Origin of the sequence: Streptomyces sp. NPDC087859, from assembly GCF_044742595.1 — a bacterium.
GTDB lineage: Bacteria > Actinomycetota > Actinomycetes > Streptomycetales > Streptomycetaceae > Streptomyces > Streptomyces canus_F.
The window spans coordinates 46,780-62,928 of record NZ_JBIUUU010000019.1; the positions used below are offsets into that span (position 1 = coordinate 46,780).

Annotated in this window: 14 protein-coding genes; 13 read left to right on the forward strand and 1 reads right to left on the reverse strand. The window is 69.3% G+C overall.

All coding sequences use genetic code 11. The annotated features are described in order from the left end of the window. The first annotated feature begins 125 nt into the window (after nucleotides 1-125). From ACIOHP_RS37785 to ACIOHP_RS37800, 4 genes are all read left to right on the forward strand, one after another. Nucleotides 126-1,652, forward strand: coding sequence for an FAD-dependent oxidoreductase (locus ACIOHP_RS37785; protein WP_401894516.1), 1,527 nt, complete (start codon nucleotides 126-128; stop codon nucleotides 1,650-1,652). 319 nt (nucleotides 1,653-1,971) lie between these two features. Then, a complete protein-coding gene (locus ACIOHP_RS37790; RefSeq protein ID WP_401894518.1) occupies nucleotides 1,972-3,747 on the forward strand; it encodes a cytochrome bc complex cytochrome b subunit in 1,776 nt (591 codons plus the stop codon). Between the two features lie 136 nt (nucleotides 3,748-3,883). Continuing rightward, a complete protein-coding gene (locus ACIOHP_RS37795) occupies nucleotides 3,884-4,234 on the forward strand; it encodes a DUF3099 domain-containing protein (RefSeq protein WP_401894520.1) in 351 nt (116 codons plus the stop codon). A 184-nt stretch (nucleotides 4,235-4,418) separates the two neighbouring features. Continuing rightward, complete coding sequence (locus ACIOHP_RS37800; protein WP_401894521.1) at nucleotides 4,419-5,084, forward strand: DUF4097 family beta strand repeat-containing protein; 666 nt, start codon at nucleotides 4,419-4,421, stop codon at nucleotides 5,082-5,084. Nucleotides 5,085-5,187: 103 nt separating this feature from the next. Here ACIOHP_RS37800 and ACIOHP_RS37805 read toward each other — a convergent pair whose 3' ends face one another. Next, nucleotides 5,188-6,507: a multidrug effflux MFS transporter gene (locus ACIOHP_RS37805; protein ID WP_401894523.1), complete on the reverse strand. Its 1,320-nt coding sequence runs from the start codon at nucleotides 6,505-6,507 to the stop codon at nucleotides 5,188-5,190. Nucleotides 6,508-6,957: 450 nt separating this feature from the next. On the opposite strand from ACIOHP_RS37805, the gene ACIOHP_RS37810 reads away from it, so the two are divergent. The 9 genes from ACIOHP_RS37810 to ACIOHP_RS37850 all read left to right on the forward strand — a co-directional run bounded on the left by ACIOHP_RS37810 (nucleotide 6,958) and on the right by ACIOHP_RS37850 (nucleotide 16,104). Beyond that, the gene (locus tag ACIOHP_RS37810; RefSeq protein ID WP_361494755.1) at nucleotides 6,958-8,025 is read left to right on the forward strand and encodes a type III polyketide synthase; all 1,068 of its coding nucleotides are present in this window, start codon (nucleotides 6,958-6,960) and stop codon (nucleotides 8,023-8,025) included. Between the two features lie 65 nt (nucleotides 8,026-8,090). Beyond that, nucleotides 8,091-8,645 carry a cupin domain-containing protein gene (locus tag ACIOHP_RS37815; RefSeq protein ID WP_401894525.1) on the forward strand — a complete coding sequence of 185 codons (555 nt, stop codon included), beginning with the start codon at nucleotides 8,091-8,093 and terminating at the stop codon, nucleotides 8,643-8,645. 15 nt (nucleotides 8,646-8,660) lie between these two features. Continuing rightward, entirely contained in the window at nucleotides 8,661-9,818 is a 1,158-nt protein-coding gene (locus tag ACIOHP_RS37820) for a DegT/DnrJ/EryC1/StrS family aminotransferase (RefSeq protein WP_361494922.1), read from the forward strand. Further along, nucleotides 9,815-10,810, forward strand: a complete 996-nt coding sequence (locus ACIOHP_RS37825) for a class I SAM-dependent methyltransferase (protein WP_401894527.1) — start codon at nucleotides 9,815-9,817, stop codon at nucleotides 10,808-10,810. Before ACIOHP_RS37820 ends, ACIOHP_RS37825 begins: the two co-directional genes overlap by 4 nt. Nucleotides 10,811-10,851: 41 nt before the next feature. Next, nucleotides 10,852-11,751, forward strand: coding sequence for an aromatic prenyltransferase (locus ACIOHP_RS37830; protein ID WP_401894530.1), 900 nt, complete (start codon nucleotides 10,852-10,854; stop codon nucleotides 11,749-11,751). A gap of 53 nt (nucleotides 11,752-11,804) precedes the next feature. Next, a complete protein-coding gene (locus tag ACIOHP_RS37835) occupies nucleotides 11,805-12,179 on the forward strand; it encodes a DoxX family protein (protein WP_361554783.1) in 375 nt (124 codons plus the stop codon). 84 nt (nucleotides 12,180-12,263) lie between these two features. Next, entirely contained in the window at nucleotides 12,264-13,838 is a 1,575-nt protein-coding gene (locus tag ACIOHP_RS37840) for a class I adenylate-forming enzyme family protein (protein WP_401894532.1), read from the forward strand. Next, nucleotides 13,835-14,968, forward strand: a complete 1,134-nt coding sequence (locus ACIOHP_RS37845; RefSeq protein ID WP_401894534.1) for a methyltransferase — start codon at nucleotides 13,835-13,837, stop codon at nucleotides 14,966-14,968. The genes ACIOHP_RS37840 and ACIOHP_RS37845 overlap by 4 nt, the downstream gene beginning before the upstream one ends. A 65-nt stretch (nucleotides 14,969-15,033) precedes the next feature. Continuing rightward, entirely contained in the window at nucleotides 15,034-16,104 is a 1,071-nt protein-coding gene (locus tag ACIOHP_RS37850; RefSeq protein WP_361554774.1) for a methyltransferase, read from the forward strand. The last annotated feature ends 45 nt before the right edge of the window (nucleotides 16,105-16,149 follow it).

Genomic DNA, 16,149 nt, shown 5'->3' on the forward strand with positions numbered 1-16,149 from the left:
CCCACGCCTCGCTCAAGTCCTCCTCGCGTCTGCCTCGAAGGCCGCTCGAGGCGGTGTCGAGGCAGGTCCCGCAGGCCGTCATGCGGCGCATGATGCAAGCACAACGCACTGGGGAGGCGGCCGAGTTGAGTCTGGACGCACGTGTTGTGGAGAGGGACGGCGGCCATGGGCACGCCGTGGTGATCGGCTCCAGCCTCGCGGGACTGACCGCGGCTCGAGCACTGACCGGCCTCATGGACCGGGTGACCGTGATCGAGCGCGACTGGCTGCCCCGCGGCCCCGGCCGCCGCCGCGGCGTTCCGCAGGCACGGCACACCCACAGCCTCATGACCGCCGCCCAGCGGGGCCTGGAGCAACTGTTCCCCGGCATCCGCCAGGACCTCGTGCGCGCCGGAGCGGTCCACGTCCGCATCCCCGAGGACATGCTGCTGCTCGGCCCGGCCGGCTGGCTGCCCCGCGTCCCGACGGACCTGTCGATGCTCAGCGCCGGCCGCGACCTCCTCGACGCGGTGATACGGGAACGGCTGCACGCCGACCCCAAGGTGACCTTCCTCCAGGAACACGAGGTCGTCGCCCTGGAGCCCGGCCCCCACGACACCGTCACCGGCGTCTGGGCACGCGGCCGCAACCGCAAGGAGTGCGACGGCTGGAACCCCGAGCGCCTCATCGGCGCCGACTTCGTGGTGGACGCCTCCGGACGCGGCTCCCAGGCCCCCGAATGGCTCGCCGAACTCGGCTACGCGGCGCCCGCGGAATCCGTGGCCGACTCCGGGACGTCGTACGCCACCACCCTGTACGCGCCGCCCGTCGGCCATGTCGCCGACTTCAAGAGCCTGTTCCTCATGCCCTCGCCCGGCGATCCGCGCCAGGCCGTGCTCAACCCCGTCGAGGGCGGCCGCTGGTCGGTGACGATCGCCACCGGCGACGGCACCCCGCCACCCGCCGACCACGCGGAACTGCTGAGCGCCGCCGCGGCCCTGCGCCATCCGATGCTGCGCGACCTCATCGAGACGGCCACCCCGCTCGGCCCCGTCTACACCTGCGGCCGCACCGAGAACCGCCTGCGCCACTACGAGAAGTTGCGCCGCTGGCCCGACCAGTTCCTCGTCGTCGGCGACGCGCTGGCCGCCCTCGACCCGGCCCACGGCCACGGGATGACCCTCGCGGTGGAGTGCGCCCTGGTGCTGGACCACCTGCTCACCGCCCACGGCACCGCGGTCGGCGTCAGCCACCGGCTGCGCCGGGCCCTCGCCCACCAGATCGCCCCCGCCTGGCAGTCGAGCGCGCGCACCCCGGCCCCGCCGGCCGGGCTGAGGGCCCGGCTCGGCAGGCGCTACGCGTCCCGGCTCGCGGCCGCCGCGACCGCCGACCCGCACGCGGCCGCCCTCCTGCTCCACCTGCACCAGGGTCTTGCCGCGCCCGCCGCGCTGCGCTCGCGCGCCCTGCGGGCCGCCCTCGGCACCCGGCACGATCCGGCCCCCATGACACCGCCCAGCGTCACCCACGGCCCCGAAGCCCGAAGGCGCCGCCCCGTCGCACCGACGGCGCCCGCCATCGGCGTCTCCACCGGCTCCTCGGCCCGGCCCAGGCCCACCGGCTCCTCGGCCCACTGGCCGGCCGCGCAACCGGCCGGCGACCGGCGACGCTCATGAGCCCGCCGGATCCCAGGTCCGCGCCGCTTTTCGGCCGAGTGGCGCGTAATACGCCGTCGCGGCCGAAATCGCCCGGACATACGCTCGAGGTCATGACAGGAGTGGATCAACTGACCGCCAGCGAAGCCCACTTGTCCTACGACGTCCCACAACTCACTCAAGAAACGCTTGAGTTCAGACTTGAGTATCGCTTGAGCGCGGTTGTTCCGTCCGCTGACGCGTGGATAGCGTTTCAACCGCTCCAGGGCACCGGCCGGCTTGCGCCGCGGCAGGCCACCTTGCCTGTGACGGCCGAGCGGCGAGGGGAGGGCGCGCGGGTATGAGCACGACCGAAAGGGCGCCGAACAGTGCGCGCACCGAACCGCCCAAGGGCGAGCGCGTAGCCGACTGGGTGGACGGGCGACTCGGGATCTACAACCTTCGGTTTCTGATCCGAAAGGCCTTTCCCGACCACTGGACGTTCATGTTCGGTGAGATCGCCCTCTACAGCTTCATCATCCTGATCCTGACCGGTATCTGGCTCACGATGTTCTTCGACCCGAGCATGTCGGAGACCGCCTACCACGGGTCGCACGTGCCGCTCCAGGGCATCCCGATGTCCCGGGCCTACGAGTCCACCCTGCGCATCAGCTTCGATGTGCGCGGCGGTCTGTTCATCCGGCAGCTGCACCACTGGTCGGCGCTGGTCATGATCGCCACGCTCTGCATCCACATGCTGCGGCACTTCCTCACCGGATCGTTCCGCAGGCCGCGTGAGGTCAACTGGCTGATCGGCTTCGTGCTTCTGGTCGTGGTCACCCTGGAGGGCTTCATCGGGTACTCACTCCCCGACGACCTGCTCTCCGGCACCGGCCTGCGCATCGCCGAGGGCGTCACGCTCGCCATCCCGGTGGTCGGCACCTATCTGACGCTGTTCCTGTTCGGAGGCGAGTATCCGGGCACCGATGTCATTCCACGGTTCTACAGCATCCACATCCTGCTGATCCCGGGAATCATCCTGGCCCTGGTCACCGTCCACCTGATCCTGGTCGTCGTGCACAAGCACACCCAGTTCCGGGGACCGGGGCGCACCGAGAACAACGTCGTGGGCCATCCGTTGATGCCGGTCTACACGGCCAAGGCCGGCGGGTTCTTCTTCCTCGTCTTCGGCGTGCTCTCGGTGATGGCGGGCATCGCTCAGATCAACCCGGTGTGGACCTACGGCCCCTATCGCTCCGACCAGATCTCCCAGGGCTCCCAGCCAGACTGGTACATGGGCTTCCTGGAGGGTGCCCTGCGTGCCATGCCCGCCTGGGAGTTCGTCCTGCCCGGCGGCTACACCGTCAACATGGGTGTCCTGCTGCCGGCGGTCATCCTGCCCACCATCATGATGGCCGTGGTCGCCCTGTGGCCGTTCCTGGAAGCCTGGGTCACCGGCGACAAACGCGAGCACCATCTTCTCGACCGGCCTCGCGAGCGTCCCACGCGGACCGCGTTCGCCATCGCGTTCGTCTCGTTCTACCTGGTGCTGTTCTTCGGCGGCGCCAACGACATCCTGGCCGAGCGCTTCCATCTGTCCCTGAACTCGATCACCTATGCCGTACGGGTCGGAGTCTTCGTCGTCCCGGTGGTGACGTACATCGTCACCAAGCGGATCTGCCTGGGGCTTCAGCTGCGGGACCGCGACAAGCTCCTGCACGGCCGCGAGACCGGACGGATCAAGCGGCTGCCGCACGGTGAGTTCGTGGAGGTCCACGCACGCCTCGACCGCCAGCAGGAGTACACCCTGCTGTCCCGGGACATCCCCGCGGTCCTTCCGGCCCCCGCGGTGCAGGACGACGACGGCGTGCCGAACCCGAACGCCCGCAAGCAGATGCTGCGTCACCGGGTCAGCCGCTGGCTGCACAGCGACCAGATCCCGCACCCGACGCCGCAGGAGATGCAGCACGCCGTGGAGCACCTCGGCCACGCGCCGGACGCGCTGCCCTCGTCCAACGGGCACGCCGCGTCCAACGGGCACGGCTCCTCCAACGGGCACGGGTCCTCCAACGGGCATGCGGGCAACGGCGGCCGGTCGGCCGTCGAGGGACGGGAGTCGGACCAGGAAGTGCACTGACCCGGCGGCACCACGTACAGCACCGGGCCCCTACGGCGGCGCGGGTGATCAGGGGACGATCACCCGCGCCGCCGCCGTTCCACCGCCGGCCGTCCATCCCATCCGGCGGCCCCGCCGGACCATCCATGGAGGCCCGATGAACCGCACGTCATGGCGCCGGGACGGCCCCCCGGCCGAGTCCATCACCCGGGCCCGCACCGGGTTGAGCGAGGATGTGCGCGCCCGCCAGCGCCGCTACGTGGCCGCGATGCTGGTGCGCAGCGCCTGCGTGGTCCTGATGGCCCTCACCTGGAACCGCTGGCCCGTCGTCGCGGTCGGCGCCCTGGTCGGTGGGGTCGTCATCCCGTACGTCGCCGTGGTCGTCGCCCAGGCCGGGTGGCGCCAACAGCGCGGCGCGCGGCCCGAGTTGGCCCGGACGGTCGCCGAGCCGGAGACCCGCGTGGTCCTCGAACCGACCCTGATCCTGCCGCCGGAACGCGAGGCATAGCGTTCGCCTTCAATTCATTGCAACGAATGAGTGGCATTCGTTGCGTTAACTTCGAAGACCACTGCAACGATTTCCCTGCTCTGGCCTGCGACTACTGTGTTCTTATGCAACAAGCTCGTTGCCAGTCTTGTGAATGCAACGTAGCTTTTCGTGCATCGGAAACAACGAGTCACAGGAGAGCACGATGCAGAAGTTCACCACCCCCGCCGCCGTCACCGCCGTCCTCGACATCCCCGCCGGCCGCATCCAGCTGATCGCCGCGGACCGCACCGACACCACGGTCGAGATCCTGCCCGCCGACGCCTCCAAGAGCCGCGACGTCAAGGCGGCCGAACAGACCACCGTCACCTGCGCCGACGGCGTCCTGCGCATCCAGGCCCCCGAGGCGAAGAACCAGGCCTTCGGCCCCTCCGGCTCCGTCGAGGTCACCGTCCAGCTGCCCGCCGGCTCCCGCGTCGAGGTCACGTCCGCCTGCGCCGAACTGCGCGGCGTCGGACGCCTCGGCGACGTCACCCTCGACAGCGCCCAGGGCCCGGTCAAGCTCGACGAGACCGCGAGCGCCCGCCTCGCCCTCCAGGCCGGCGACATCACGGTCGGCCGCCTGACCGGGGACGCGGACCTCCGCACCCAGAAGGGCGACCTGACCATCACCGAGGCCGTACGCGGCACCGTCACCCTGCGCACCGAACAGGGCCACGTGACCATCGGCGCCGCCCGCGGCACCTCCGCCACCCTCGACGCCGGCACCTCCTACGGCCGGATCGACAACACCCTCCACAACGCCGGTGCCGCCGACCTGACCATCCACGCCACCACCGCCCACGGCGACATCACCGCCCGCAGCCTCTGAACCGTTCGACCCGCGCACCCCGCCCCACCACAAGGCGGCGTACACCGACACCGTGTCGGAGTACGCCGCCTGGTTCGTTACGACCCGGACGCCAGTGGTGGGTTCAGTGCTTCGGCATCTCCATCGGCCGGTTCCGCCAGGGACGGCACACGCCCAGGAAGCAGACCATCGCGGCCAGCGCGCTGCCCAGCTGGACCACGGCCATCGGTACCGCCGTCTCCTTGCCCGCGATCCCGACGAGCGAGGAGGCGATCGCGCCCATCACGAAGCACGACGTACCGACCAGCGCGGAAGCCGAACCCGCGGCATGCGGGGTGCGCATCAGGGCGAGCGCGTTGGTGTTCGGCAGGATCAGACCCAGCGAGGAGATCATGACGAACAGACAGGTCGCGATCCCGACCGTCCCCGGGTCCCCGAAGACGCCCTGCGTCACCAGCACCAGCGCCAGCCCACCGGCGGCGAGCAGCGCGAGCCCGTACCCGAGGACCTTGTCCAGCCGGATCCGGCCCACCAGGACCTTGCCGTTGATCTGGCCGGTGACCAGCAGACCGAGCGAGTTGAGGCCGAACAGCAGGGAGAAGGTCTGCGGCGACGCCCCGTAGATGTCCTGGATCACGAACGGCGAGGCGGCGATGTAGGAGAACAGCGCCCCGTACGCGAAGCCGTTCGTCATCAGGTAGCCGGTGAAGACCCGGTCGATGAACAGCCCGCGCATGATCCACATCGCCCCGCGCACCCCGCCGCGCTGGCGCCGCTCGGGCGGCAGGGTCTCCGGCAGCCGGCGCCACACCAGCACGGTGAGCGCGATACCCATCCCGGTGAGGACGACGAAGATGCCCCGCCAGCTGGTGAAGTGCAGGACCTGTCCGCCGATCACGGGCGCGACGATCGGGGCGACGCTGGATATCAGCAGCAGCGTGGAGAAGAACCGGGCCATGGCCAGACCGTCGTACAGATCGCGTACGACGGCCCTGGCGATGACGACCCCGGCCGATCCCGCGAGCCCCTGGAGCACCCGGAAGGCGATCAGCGACTCGACGTTGGGGGCCAGAGCGCACATCGCGGAGGCGACGACGTAGACCGTCAGCCCGGCCAGCAGCGGGCCGCGCCGGCCCCACCGGTCGCTCATCGGGCCGACCACCAGCTGTCCGACCGCCATGCCGATCAGGCACGCGGTCAGCGTCAGCTGGACGGTCGAGGCGGACGCCCCCAGGCTGTGCGTGACCTCCGGCAGGGCCGGCAGATACATGTCCATCGACATCGGCGGCACCGCGGCGAGAGCACCGAGGAGGAACGTGACCAGGAGCCCGGTCCAGCGCACCGACCTGTCCGAGCCGGCCGGGCCCCGTCTGCCCTTCGCCGGAGAACGCGCCCCCGGGAATCGCCTGCCTTTGGCGGTGGCTTCCTCGGCTTGCTGAGACATGCGCCCTCCGCGTCCAGTTCGTTTCGTGGCTACGGCCGATGCTCGCAGCAGACCACTACAGAACCGGCAGCGCCCGAGTGGCGCCTGAAGCGAGGCGATACCGCGACAAGGCCGTTGATCTGCCGAAGTCGAGACTCGTCAGTGCCCTGCTCGAGTTTCCCTCGGAGCGGCTCGGATGACTTTGGGGCGGCCTTGGCGCGGGGAGTTCGGCCGTGTCACTATTCCTGCACGCCTTCCCTGCCCAAAATCATTTCCAGGGCAGCGGATTGAGCCAGTGTCCACCGGTTCTGTACTGGTGGGACCAGGGACGTGCCAGGTCGGCACAGGATTCCCCGCACATCAATTCCCGCGCGCCGCGGTGTTTTCTCCCGTGTGCTGCGCCCGCTTCGGAAGCTGTGCGCAGATTCGTCACGTACAGAAGGCAGACTCTAGAGAAAGTAGAGCCCAGATATGCCCAGGCTATGCAAGCCCGCGGTGAGCGCGCCGGAACACGTCATCACCATCGAAGAGACTCTTGAGTTCGCCGCGAAAGCCCATGCGGGAAAGCCGCAGCTTCCTTTGGCGCTCCGGCTGATCCGGAACACCGGGGTCCTGAAGCGGCATATCGTCCAGCCCATCGAGCAGACCCTCGGGCACCCGGGCCTGACGGAACGCAACCGCATCTACGAGGCCGAGTCCAGGAAGCTGACCCCGCCGGTCATCGAAGACGCCCTGCGCAACGCCGACGTGGCGGCCCGTGACATCGACGCCATCATCTACGTGTCGTGCACCGGCTTCAGCATGCCGTCGCTGACCGCCTGGCTGATCAACCAGCTCGGCTTCCGCTCCGACACCCGCCAGATACCCATCGCCCAGCTCGGCTGCGCGGCGGGCGGCGCGGCGGTCAACCGCGCCCACGACTTCTGCCTGGCCCACCCCGGCTCCAACGTGCTGATCGTCTCCTGCGAGCTGTGCTCGCTGTGCTACCAGCCCGACGCGGACGACATCGGCTCGCTGCTGTCCGACGGGCTGTTCGGCGACGCGGTCGCGGCCGCCGTGGTCCGCGGCAACGGCGGTGTCGGCATCGAGCTGGAGCGCAACGCCTCCTACCTCATCCCGCACACCGAGGACTGGATCTCCTACGCGGTCAAGGACACCGGCTTCCACTTCCAGCTGGACCGCAGGGTGCCCGGCACGATGGAGCCGCTCGCGCCGGTGCTGCGCGAGTTCGCCAAGGACCACAGCTGGGACGCCGGCAAGCTCGACTTCTACATCGTCCACGCCGGCGGTCCGCGCATCCTCGACGACCTCGCCAAGTTCCTCGAGGTCGACCGCACGGTGTTCCGCCACAGCTGGGCGACCCTCACCGAGTACGGCAACATCGCCAGCGCGGTCGTCTTCGACGCGGCCCGCAGGCTGTTCGAGGAGGACACCCCGGCCCAGGACGCCACCGGCATGATCGCCGGCTTCGGCCCCGGGATCACCGCCGAGATGGCGCTCGGCCGCTGGAACGCCGACGCCCCCGGAGAGCTCGACTGAGCCCGACGCAAGGCACCGGAACCTCGCTCAAGTGAAATTCTGCGCGGACAAAGGAAGCTGACCCCATGACTGGCCTCATCCTCCCGCCCGGTCAGGGGCGAAAGCTGATCACCAAGGCGCAGGAAGTGACCTTCAAGGCCACAAAGGAAGACGGCTCCGCGATATCGATCTTCGAGGTGGTCGTACCGCCCGGATTCGATGTCGGGGCGCACGTCCACAGCGATGCGCAGGAATTCTTCTACGTCCTGGAAGGGGAGCTCCAGCTCCTGGCTTTCGAGCCGACCCGGCGCACCGAACAGGACTGGCACGAATGGGAGTCCCCCGACGGAGACAAGGTCGTCCGGGCCACCGAGGGCGCCTCCATGTTCGTGCCGTCCGGAACCCCGCACGCCTTCAGGAATGCCTCCGACAAACCGGCGCGCATGTTGTTCCAGTGCTACCCGTCACCCGTTCACGAGCTGTACTTCGAGGAGATCGCGGAGATCTGGGCGGCCGGGGGCATCAACCCCGACGCCATCGACGAGATGCGCAAGCGCTACGACGTCAGCCAGATCACCCCGCAGCGCTACCAGCCGCCTGCCCTTCTCGACCCCCAGTCCTCCGAACCGCGCGGAGCGTAATCAGAGATGAGCGACATCGAAAAGATCCCCCTGGTTTTCGCGAGCCTCGGGGAGCAGGAACTGGCCGCCGTCGCCGAGGTGTTCGCCTCGGGATGGGCGGCGGGCCAGGGACCCAAGGGCCAGGCCCTCGAGGCCCAGCTGAAGGAACGTTACGGGGCCGGTGACGCCGTCGCGGTCAGCAACTGCGGCGCCGCCCTGCACCTGGCGATGCTCGCGTTCGGCGTACAGCCGGGCGACGAGGTCATCGTCGCCGACTACACGTTCCCCGCCCCCGCGCACGCGGTCCGCTACGTCGGCGGGACCCCGGTCTTCGCCGACGTCCGCGCCGACACCGGCACCGTGGACCCGCAGTCGGTGGCGGACCTCGTCACCTCCAGGACCGTCGGCATCATCGCCGTCGACACCGTCGGCCTGCCCGCCGACTACACGGAACTGCAGGCCATCGCCGACCGGCACGGGCTGTTCCTCATCGAGGACGCCGCCTGCGCGGTCGGCGCCACCTACCAGGGACGCGAGGCGGGATCGCTGGCCGAGGTGGCCTGTCTGTCCTTCCACGGACGCAAGGGCGCCACCAGCGGTGAGGGCGGCGCCTTCATCGCCACCGACCCGGCCATCGGCGCGAAGGCACGGCAGCTGTCGGCCTTCGGCATCGGCAGCATCTTCGACATGGGCCAGGTCATCGGCCTGCCGATCCCCGAGTTCACCGAGATCGGCTACAACTTCAAGCTGTCCGACATCGCCGCGGCGATCCTGACGGTGCAGCTCGGCCGGATCGAGGAGCTCATGGAGCGCCGGCGCGCCGTCGCCGCCCGCTACGCCGAACTCTTCGCCGACGAAGAGCTGCTGACGGTGCCGCACGTGCCGGCGGACCGCACCCACGCCTGGCAGTCCTACCTGGTGACGCTGGACGCGAGCGTCGACCGCGGGGCCGTCGCCACCGAACTGCGCGCCCAGGGCATCGGCACCCTGCACGGCACCTGGGCCAACCATGTGCAGCCCGCCTTCGACGCGCAGCAGGTGTGCCCGGTCTCGGCGGACCTCTTCCAGCGCAACCTCGGCATACCCATGCACGCCGAGCTGACCATGAGCCAGGTCGAGCGGGTCTCCGAGGTCCTGCGCACCGCACTGCGCACCCACGCCCGGCCCGCCCGGACCCTGAAGGGAGCGGCATGACGAACAACCAGCCTGCACCGGACGGTGTGATGAGGCTGATCAACGGCTACTGGAACACCGGTGTCATCGGCGCCGCGGCCACCCACCGCGTCTTCACCCACCTGGAGAACGGCGCGGGCACGGCCGCCGAGGTGGCGGCCCGCGCCGAGATCTCCGAGCGGGGCGCGCAGAGCCTCCTGGACGGTCTGGTCAGCGTGGAGCTGGTGCTGCTCGAGGACGGGCGCTACCGCAACACCCCCGAGGCGTCCGCGTTCCTGGTCGAGGGCAAGCCCGCCTCCCTGGCCGGCTTCGCCAAGCTCAAGCTCCAGCACACGGGCAGCCTCACCGACCTCCCCGAGGTCGTCCGCATCGGCGGCCCGCTGGCCGGCGGCGAGACCGAGGTGGCCGACAACCCGCACTGGGAGGGCATCGTCCCCGCCATCGCCGCGGTGTCGGTTCCCGCCGCGGACGCCGGTGTCGACGCGCTCGGCATCGCGGATGCCGGTGAGATCTCGATCCTCGACGTGGGCGGCGGCTCGGGCATCTACTCGTCGATCTGGCTGAAGGCCAACCCGGCCGCCCGCGCGGTCCAGCTCGACTGGGAGCCGATCAACGTGATCGCCCGCCGGCTGGTGGGGGAGCAGGGCGTGGGCGACCGCTTCACCACCCTCGACGGTGACTTCCACACCACCGACTTCGGCACCGGGCTGTACGACATCGCCGTCTACTCCCACATCGCCCACCAGGAGAACGCCCAGAGCAACATCGAGGTCTTCACCCGGCTCCGCAAGGCTCTCAAGCCCGGCGGTGCCCTGGTGGTGGCCGACTACGTCGTCGACGACGACCGCGGCGCTCCGGCGTTCCCGCTGCTCTTCGCCCTGGAGATGCTGCTCAAGAGCAACGAGGGCGGCACCTGGCGGCGCTCCGACTACCGCGACTGGCTGATCAAGGCAGGCTTCGAGGACGTGTCCTTCCACGCCGCGCCGCCCGCCACGATGGTCATCGCCCGCTAGCAGAAGGCCAGTTCGCAGTGCCGACAACGAACGGTGGGAACATGCGGGACAACACCGACCCGGCAGACCTTTCGATCATCGAGGAAGTCTCCCGCCTGGTGGGAGTGGACTGCTCGGCCCGGACGGTCCGCTCGATCCTGTCTGCCTACGGGGACACGCTCGAGCAGGCCGTGGTCGCCTTCCGGGTGGCGACGGGGGAGCGCAACGCGGGAGATCTCGACTGCCGCTTCACCATGCTCCCGCCGGACCTGGACCCGTACGCCGTCGCGCTGGCGAACGGCCTGATCGAGGCGACCGACCACCCCGTCGGCAGCCTGCTGGCAGAACTCCACGCGGGATTCCCCATCGGGTTCAGCGGCATCGACTTCGGGGTCGTCGGCGGTTTCAAGAAGACCTGGTCCTTCTTCCCGCTCGACGACCTCAAGCCGCTGTCCGAGCTGGTCGCACTGGAGTCGATGCCGGCGAGCGCGGCCGGGAACCTCGACCTGTTCACCCGGTACGGCGTGGCCGACAAGGTGAGCCTGGTCGGCATCGACTACCGGCACCGGTCGGTGAACCTGTACTTCGGGGCGGCCCCCGCCTCCGTCTTCGAGCCCGGGGCGCTCACCTCGCTCCTGCGGGAGAGCGGGCTGCCCGCGCCGAGCGAGCGGCTGCTGCGCTTCGCCACCGGGGCGTTCGGCATCTACGCCACCCTGACCTGGGACTCCCCGAAGGTCCAGCGGATCACCATCGCCGCCATGACCGACGACCCGCTGTCCCTTCCGGTGACCATCGAGCCGGACATCGAGGACTTCCTGAAGAACTCTCCGTACCGCACCGACGGCCACCAGTTCGTCTACGCGATCACGGTGGCGCCGCGCGGCGAGTACCACAAGCTCCAGTCGTACTACCGATGGCGACCCCAGGTGGAGACCACCCTGCTGGTGCCCGACAGCCAGTAGCGGCACGCCGGCCACCGCCGCACCCCAGCCGAACCTGTCGAAGGAAAACTCTCATGAACATTGCTCTGTGGATCGTCGCGGGAGTGCTGGGCGCGTTCGCCCTGGCGGGCGGCGCCCAGAAACTGGCCCAGCCCAAGGCGAAGCTGGCCGCGGGCGGTTACGGCTGGGTCGACGACTTCAGCGACAGCGGCGTCAAGACGATCGGTGCCCTGGAGGTGCTGGCCGGGCTGGGCCTGATCCTGCCCGCCGCCCTCGACATCGCGCCGGTGCTGGTGCCGATCGCCGCGACGGGCCTGGTGCTGCTGATGATCGGCGCCGCCCTGACGCATCTGCGCCGCCACGAGTCCCAGGCGATCGTGGTCAACGTGGTCCTGCTCGCCGTGGCCGCCTTCGTGGCATGGGGCCGCTTCGGCCCGCACTCCTTCTGAGCCCTCCTGGTCTGTCCCCTGCGTCCCGCACCGCGCCGGCGACCGCCCGAACGTTCACCGCCCACCACAAAGGAGACAGCCCACATGAAGGGCTCTGTGGCCTATCACTCGATACAGAAGCGCGGTCTTCACATCGGCCTGCTGCCGCAGATGGCGGCCGCCGTCAACCCGTCGACCCCGATCAGCCTCGACCACGACCTGGGCGTCCTGCCCGAGGCCGGACGGCGTCTGACGGTGGCCCGCTACGCCGAGTACGTCGACGACCTGGCGGCCCGACTGTGGGCGGCCGGCGTCCGGCCCGACGAGCGCGTCGTCATCTACAAGACGGCCAACGCCGACCACTGGATGCTCGCCGCCGCCGTCTCCCGCATCGGCGGCGTCGTCGTGAACCTGTCGCCGGCCCTGGACCCCACGACCGTGGGCGTCCTGCTGGAGCGGGTCGACCGGCCGACCCTGCTCACCGACGGCGCCAAGCTCGACGTCCTCGCCGACGTACCCCTCACCGGCCTCACCCGGCGGATCATCACCTCGGCCGACCACCGGCCCGGGTCGATCTCGCTCGCCGAACTCGCCGGCAGCCCCCGGGTGAAGCCCGTCGTACGGCCCATCGACGAGGCCGCCGTCATCACCCACACCTCCGGCACCACCGGCATCCCCAAGCTCGTCGTGCACACGCCCCGCACCCAGGGCATCCGCCTCGTACCGCAGTGGCGGCTGCTGTCCCTGATGCGCAAGAAGGAGACCGTCGCGATCAACGTGCCCTTCGTGCACTCGCGGATGGTCGCGGCGATGTCGCTGGCGCTGCTGAAGGAGTACCCGGTCCTGCTCATGCGGGAGACGGGCCCCGCCGAGGTCGCCGAGCAGTTCGTCCAGCACCGGCCCGCCTTCGTGGAGGCACTGCCCAACTCGCTGATGGAGTGGGAGGAACTCGCCGAGGACCCGCGCGCGCCGTTCGGTTCGGTGAAGGTCTTCAGCAGCACCTTCGACGCCATCCACCCCGGCACCATGAGCAGGCTGCTCAAGGCGTCCCACCGCAAAGGCGCCCTGTTCTTCCAGATCTACGGGCAGAGCGAGGTCGGTCCGGCCGTCGGCCGCGCCTACTTCCGCCACTCCGCGCACAAAGCCAACGGGCGCTGCGTCGGCTGGGCCATGCCCAGGGGCGCCGCGCGGATCCGCGTGGTCAGCCGGGACGGCAACACCCCCTCCGAGACCAACCCCGGCTCCATCGAGGTCGCCTGGGACGGCATCGCCAAGACCTACTTCGGCGAGCAGGACCGCTACGACGCCAACCGCGACGGCCAGTGGTGGCGGACCGGCGACGTCGGATACCGCACCCGGTTCGGCTGCCTGCACATGCTCGACCGGGAGATCGACATGATCCCCGGCGTGAAGAGTTCCCTGGAGATCGAGGACGTCGTCCTGGGCCAACTGCACGAGCTGACCGAGCTGGTCGTGGTGCAGGGCGCCGACGCCGAACCCGTCCCGGTGATCTGCACCGTCGACGACAAGCCGCTGGACCTGGACCGCTGGCGGGCGGCCGTCGCCGAGTTCCCCCAGCTCGCCGACCCCGTGCAGATCCCGCAGGCCGAACTGCCCAGGACCGCGACGCTGAAGGTGCAGCGCCGCGCGCTGGCCCAGCGGTTCCAGGAGCAGGCGTGAGCGGTGACCAGCACACCGCCGCGGCCGGGACATCCACCCATCCGAAGGGGACCAACGCCTTGACACCGCAAGCGACGCTCGCCCGATTCCGCGAGTACATGGTGGGACCGTCGCGGTTCATGACCCTGCTGTCCGTCTTCGAACTCGGTGTCGTCGACGCACTGCGCGAGACTCCCGGCCTGACGGCGGCCGAGCTGGGAGAGAAGGTCGGCGCCAAGGCGGACGCACTCGAACAGCTGCTGTTCCTGCTCGTCAAGGAGGGCTTCGTCGCCCAGGACGAGACCTCCGGCGGCTACCGCCTCAACGGCCTCGCCGAGGTCGCCGAGAGCGACCTCGCCCGCGCCCTGGCCTATATGAACCTGATCAAGGTCACCGCGCTCAGACAGCTGTACTACCTCACCGAGTCCGCGCGCACCGGCACGGTCGTCGGCCTGAAGGAGCTCTACGGCGCCGACGGCACCCTGTACGACGCGGTCGCCGACCACCAGGACCTCAACGAGTCTTGGCTCAAGCTGATGAACACGGTCACCGCCAACATCGACCCCTGGTTCTTCGCCAACATCGACGTCCCGGCCGGCGCCCGGGTGCTCGACGTCGCCGGCAACACCGGCCTCGGGGCGATCCACACCTACCGGCACAAGGCCTCCGACGGTCTGACGGTGACCACCTTCGACCTGCCGGACAAGGAGGCCAGGGCGCTGGCGAACTTCCGGGCCGAAGGCCTCGAGGAACACCTGTCGTTCATCGGCGGCAACGTCTTCGACGAGATCCCCAAGGGGTTCGACGTCGTCCTGATCAAGCACTTCCTGGACATGTTCGACAAGGACAACGTGCTCAGAATCCTCCAGGGAGCCAACGACTCGCTCGAGGAAGGCGGCCAGATCCACATCCTGGTGCCGGTCTACCCCGAGGACATCACGCAGACCGACAACTACAACGTCGACTTCTTCCCGGCGTTCTTCATCGGCGCCGCCATGGGCCAGGGCGGTCCGCAGAAGCTGTCGGTCTATCAGAGCCTGCTGGAGCAGGCCGGGTTCAAGGTGACCCGCGCGGTCACCAAGAGCGCCGCCGAGATCCCCCCGGACGTCATTCCCGTCCAGGCCGTCCTCAGCGCGACGAAGGTCGCCTGAGACACGCGTACGGCCGCTTCGGCCGCGAGCCGGATCCCCATCGCTACTGAAAGAGGTCGGTTGCAATGACACCGGAAGCGACGCTGGCGCGATTCCGCGAGTACATGGTGGGACCGTCGCGGTTCATGACGCTGGTGTCCTGCTTCGAGCTGGGCATCATCGACGCGCTGCGGGACCGGCCCGGCCTGACGGCGGCCGAGCTGGGCGAGGTCGCCGGCGCCAAGCCGGACGCCGTGGAACAGCTGCTCCTGCTGATGGTCAAGGAGGGTTTCGTCGCCCAGGACGAGACCTCCGGCGGCTACCGCCTCGACGGCCTCGCGGGCGTCTCCGAGAAGCTGATCGACCAGGCGCTCGCCGATCTGTACATGATCAAGGCGGTCACGCTGCGGCAGCTGTTCTATCTCACCGAGACCGTCCGCGCCGGCGAGGTCGTCGCCCTGAAGGAGCTGTACGGATACGACGGCGACCTCTACGGCGCACTCGGCGAGCTGCCGGAACTGCGCGAGCCCTGGGCCCGGTTGATGGACACCGTCACCGCCCACGTCGACCCGTGGTTCTTCGAGAACATCGACATCCCGGCCGGGTCCAACGTGCTCGACCTCGCCGGGAACACCGGGCTCGGCGCCGTCGACACGCTCAAGCTGAAGGGTTCGCCCGGACTTCGGGTCACCACCTTTGACCTTCCCGACAAGGAAGCCGAATGCCTGGCGAACTTCCGCGCTCAAGGGGTGGAAGACGTCTGCTCGTTCATCGGCGGAGATGTCTTCGAGGGTGTTCCCGAGGGTTTCGACGTCGTCCTGATCAAGCACTTCCTGCCCATGTTCGACAAGAGCGACGTCCTGCGGATCCTCGACGAGGTCAGCAAGTCGCTGCGGATCGGCGCGCAGGTGCACGTGCTGGTGCCGGTGTTCCCCGAGGACATCAAGGACCCCGACAACTACACGGTCGACTTCTACTCCAGCTTCTTCGTCGGCTGCACGATGGGCAAGGGCGGTCCGCAGAAGCTTTCGACCTGGCAGAGCTGGCTCGAGGAATCCGGGCTCAAGGTCACCAAGGCGGTCATGGACGACTGGGAGAACCTGCCCCCGCACGCCCTCACCGCAGAAGCCGTCCTGTCCGCGACGAAGGTCGCCTGACATTCCTTGAACGAAAACAAAGGCTCAAGCCTGGAGGATCAATGT

Bases quoted from the DNA above. Each gene is read 5' to 3' on its own strand.
- ACIOHP_RS37795 (WP_401894520.1), top strand. From the start codon at position 3,884: ATGAACCGCACGTCATGGCGCCGGGACGGCCCCCCGGCCGAGTCCATC.
- ACIOHP_RS37810 (WP_361494755.1), top strand. From the start codon at position 6,958: ATGCCCAGGCTATGCAAGCCCGCGGTGAGCGCGCCGGAACACGTCATC.
- ACIOHP_RS37825 (WP_401894527.1), top strand. From the start codon at position 9,815: ATGACGAACAACCAGCCTGCACCGGACGGTGTGATGAGGCTGATCAAC.
- ACIOHP_RS37815 (WP_401894525.1), top strand. From the start codon at position 8,091: ATGACTGGCCTCATCCTCCCGCCCGGTCAGGGGCGAAAGCTGATCACC.
- ACIOHP_RS37835 (WP_361554783.1), top strand. From the start codon at position 11,805: ATGAACATTGCTCTGTGGATCGTCGCGGGAGTGCTGGGCGCGTTCGCC.
- ACIOHP_RS37800 (WP_401894521.1), top strand. From the start codon at position 4,419: ATGCAGAAGTTCACCACCCCCGCCGCCGTCACCGCCGTCCTCGACATC.
- ACIOHP_RS37830 (WP_401894530.1), top strand. From the start codon at position 10,852: ATGCGGGACAACACCGACCCGGCAGACCTTTCGATCATCGAGGAAGTC.
- ACIOHP_RS37805 (WP_401894523.1), bottom strand. From the start codon at position 6,507: ATGTCTCAGCAAGCCGAGGAAGCCACCGCCAAAGGCAGGCGATTCCCG.
- ACIOHP_RS37850 (WP_361554774.1), top strand. From the start codon at position 15,034: ATGACACCGGAAGCGACGCTGGCGCGATTCCGCGAGTACATGGTGGGA.
- ACIOHP_RS37840 (WP_401894532.1), top strand. From the start codon at position 12,264: ATGAAGGGCTCTGTGGCCTATCACTCGATACAGAAGCGCGGTCTTCAC.
- ACIOHP_RS37790 (WP_401894518.1), top strand. From the start codon at position 1,972: ATGAGCACGACCGAAAGGGCGCCGAACAGTGCGCGCACCGAACCGCCC.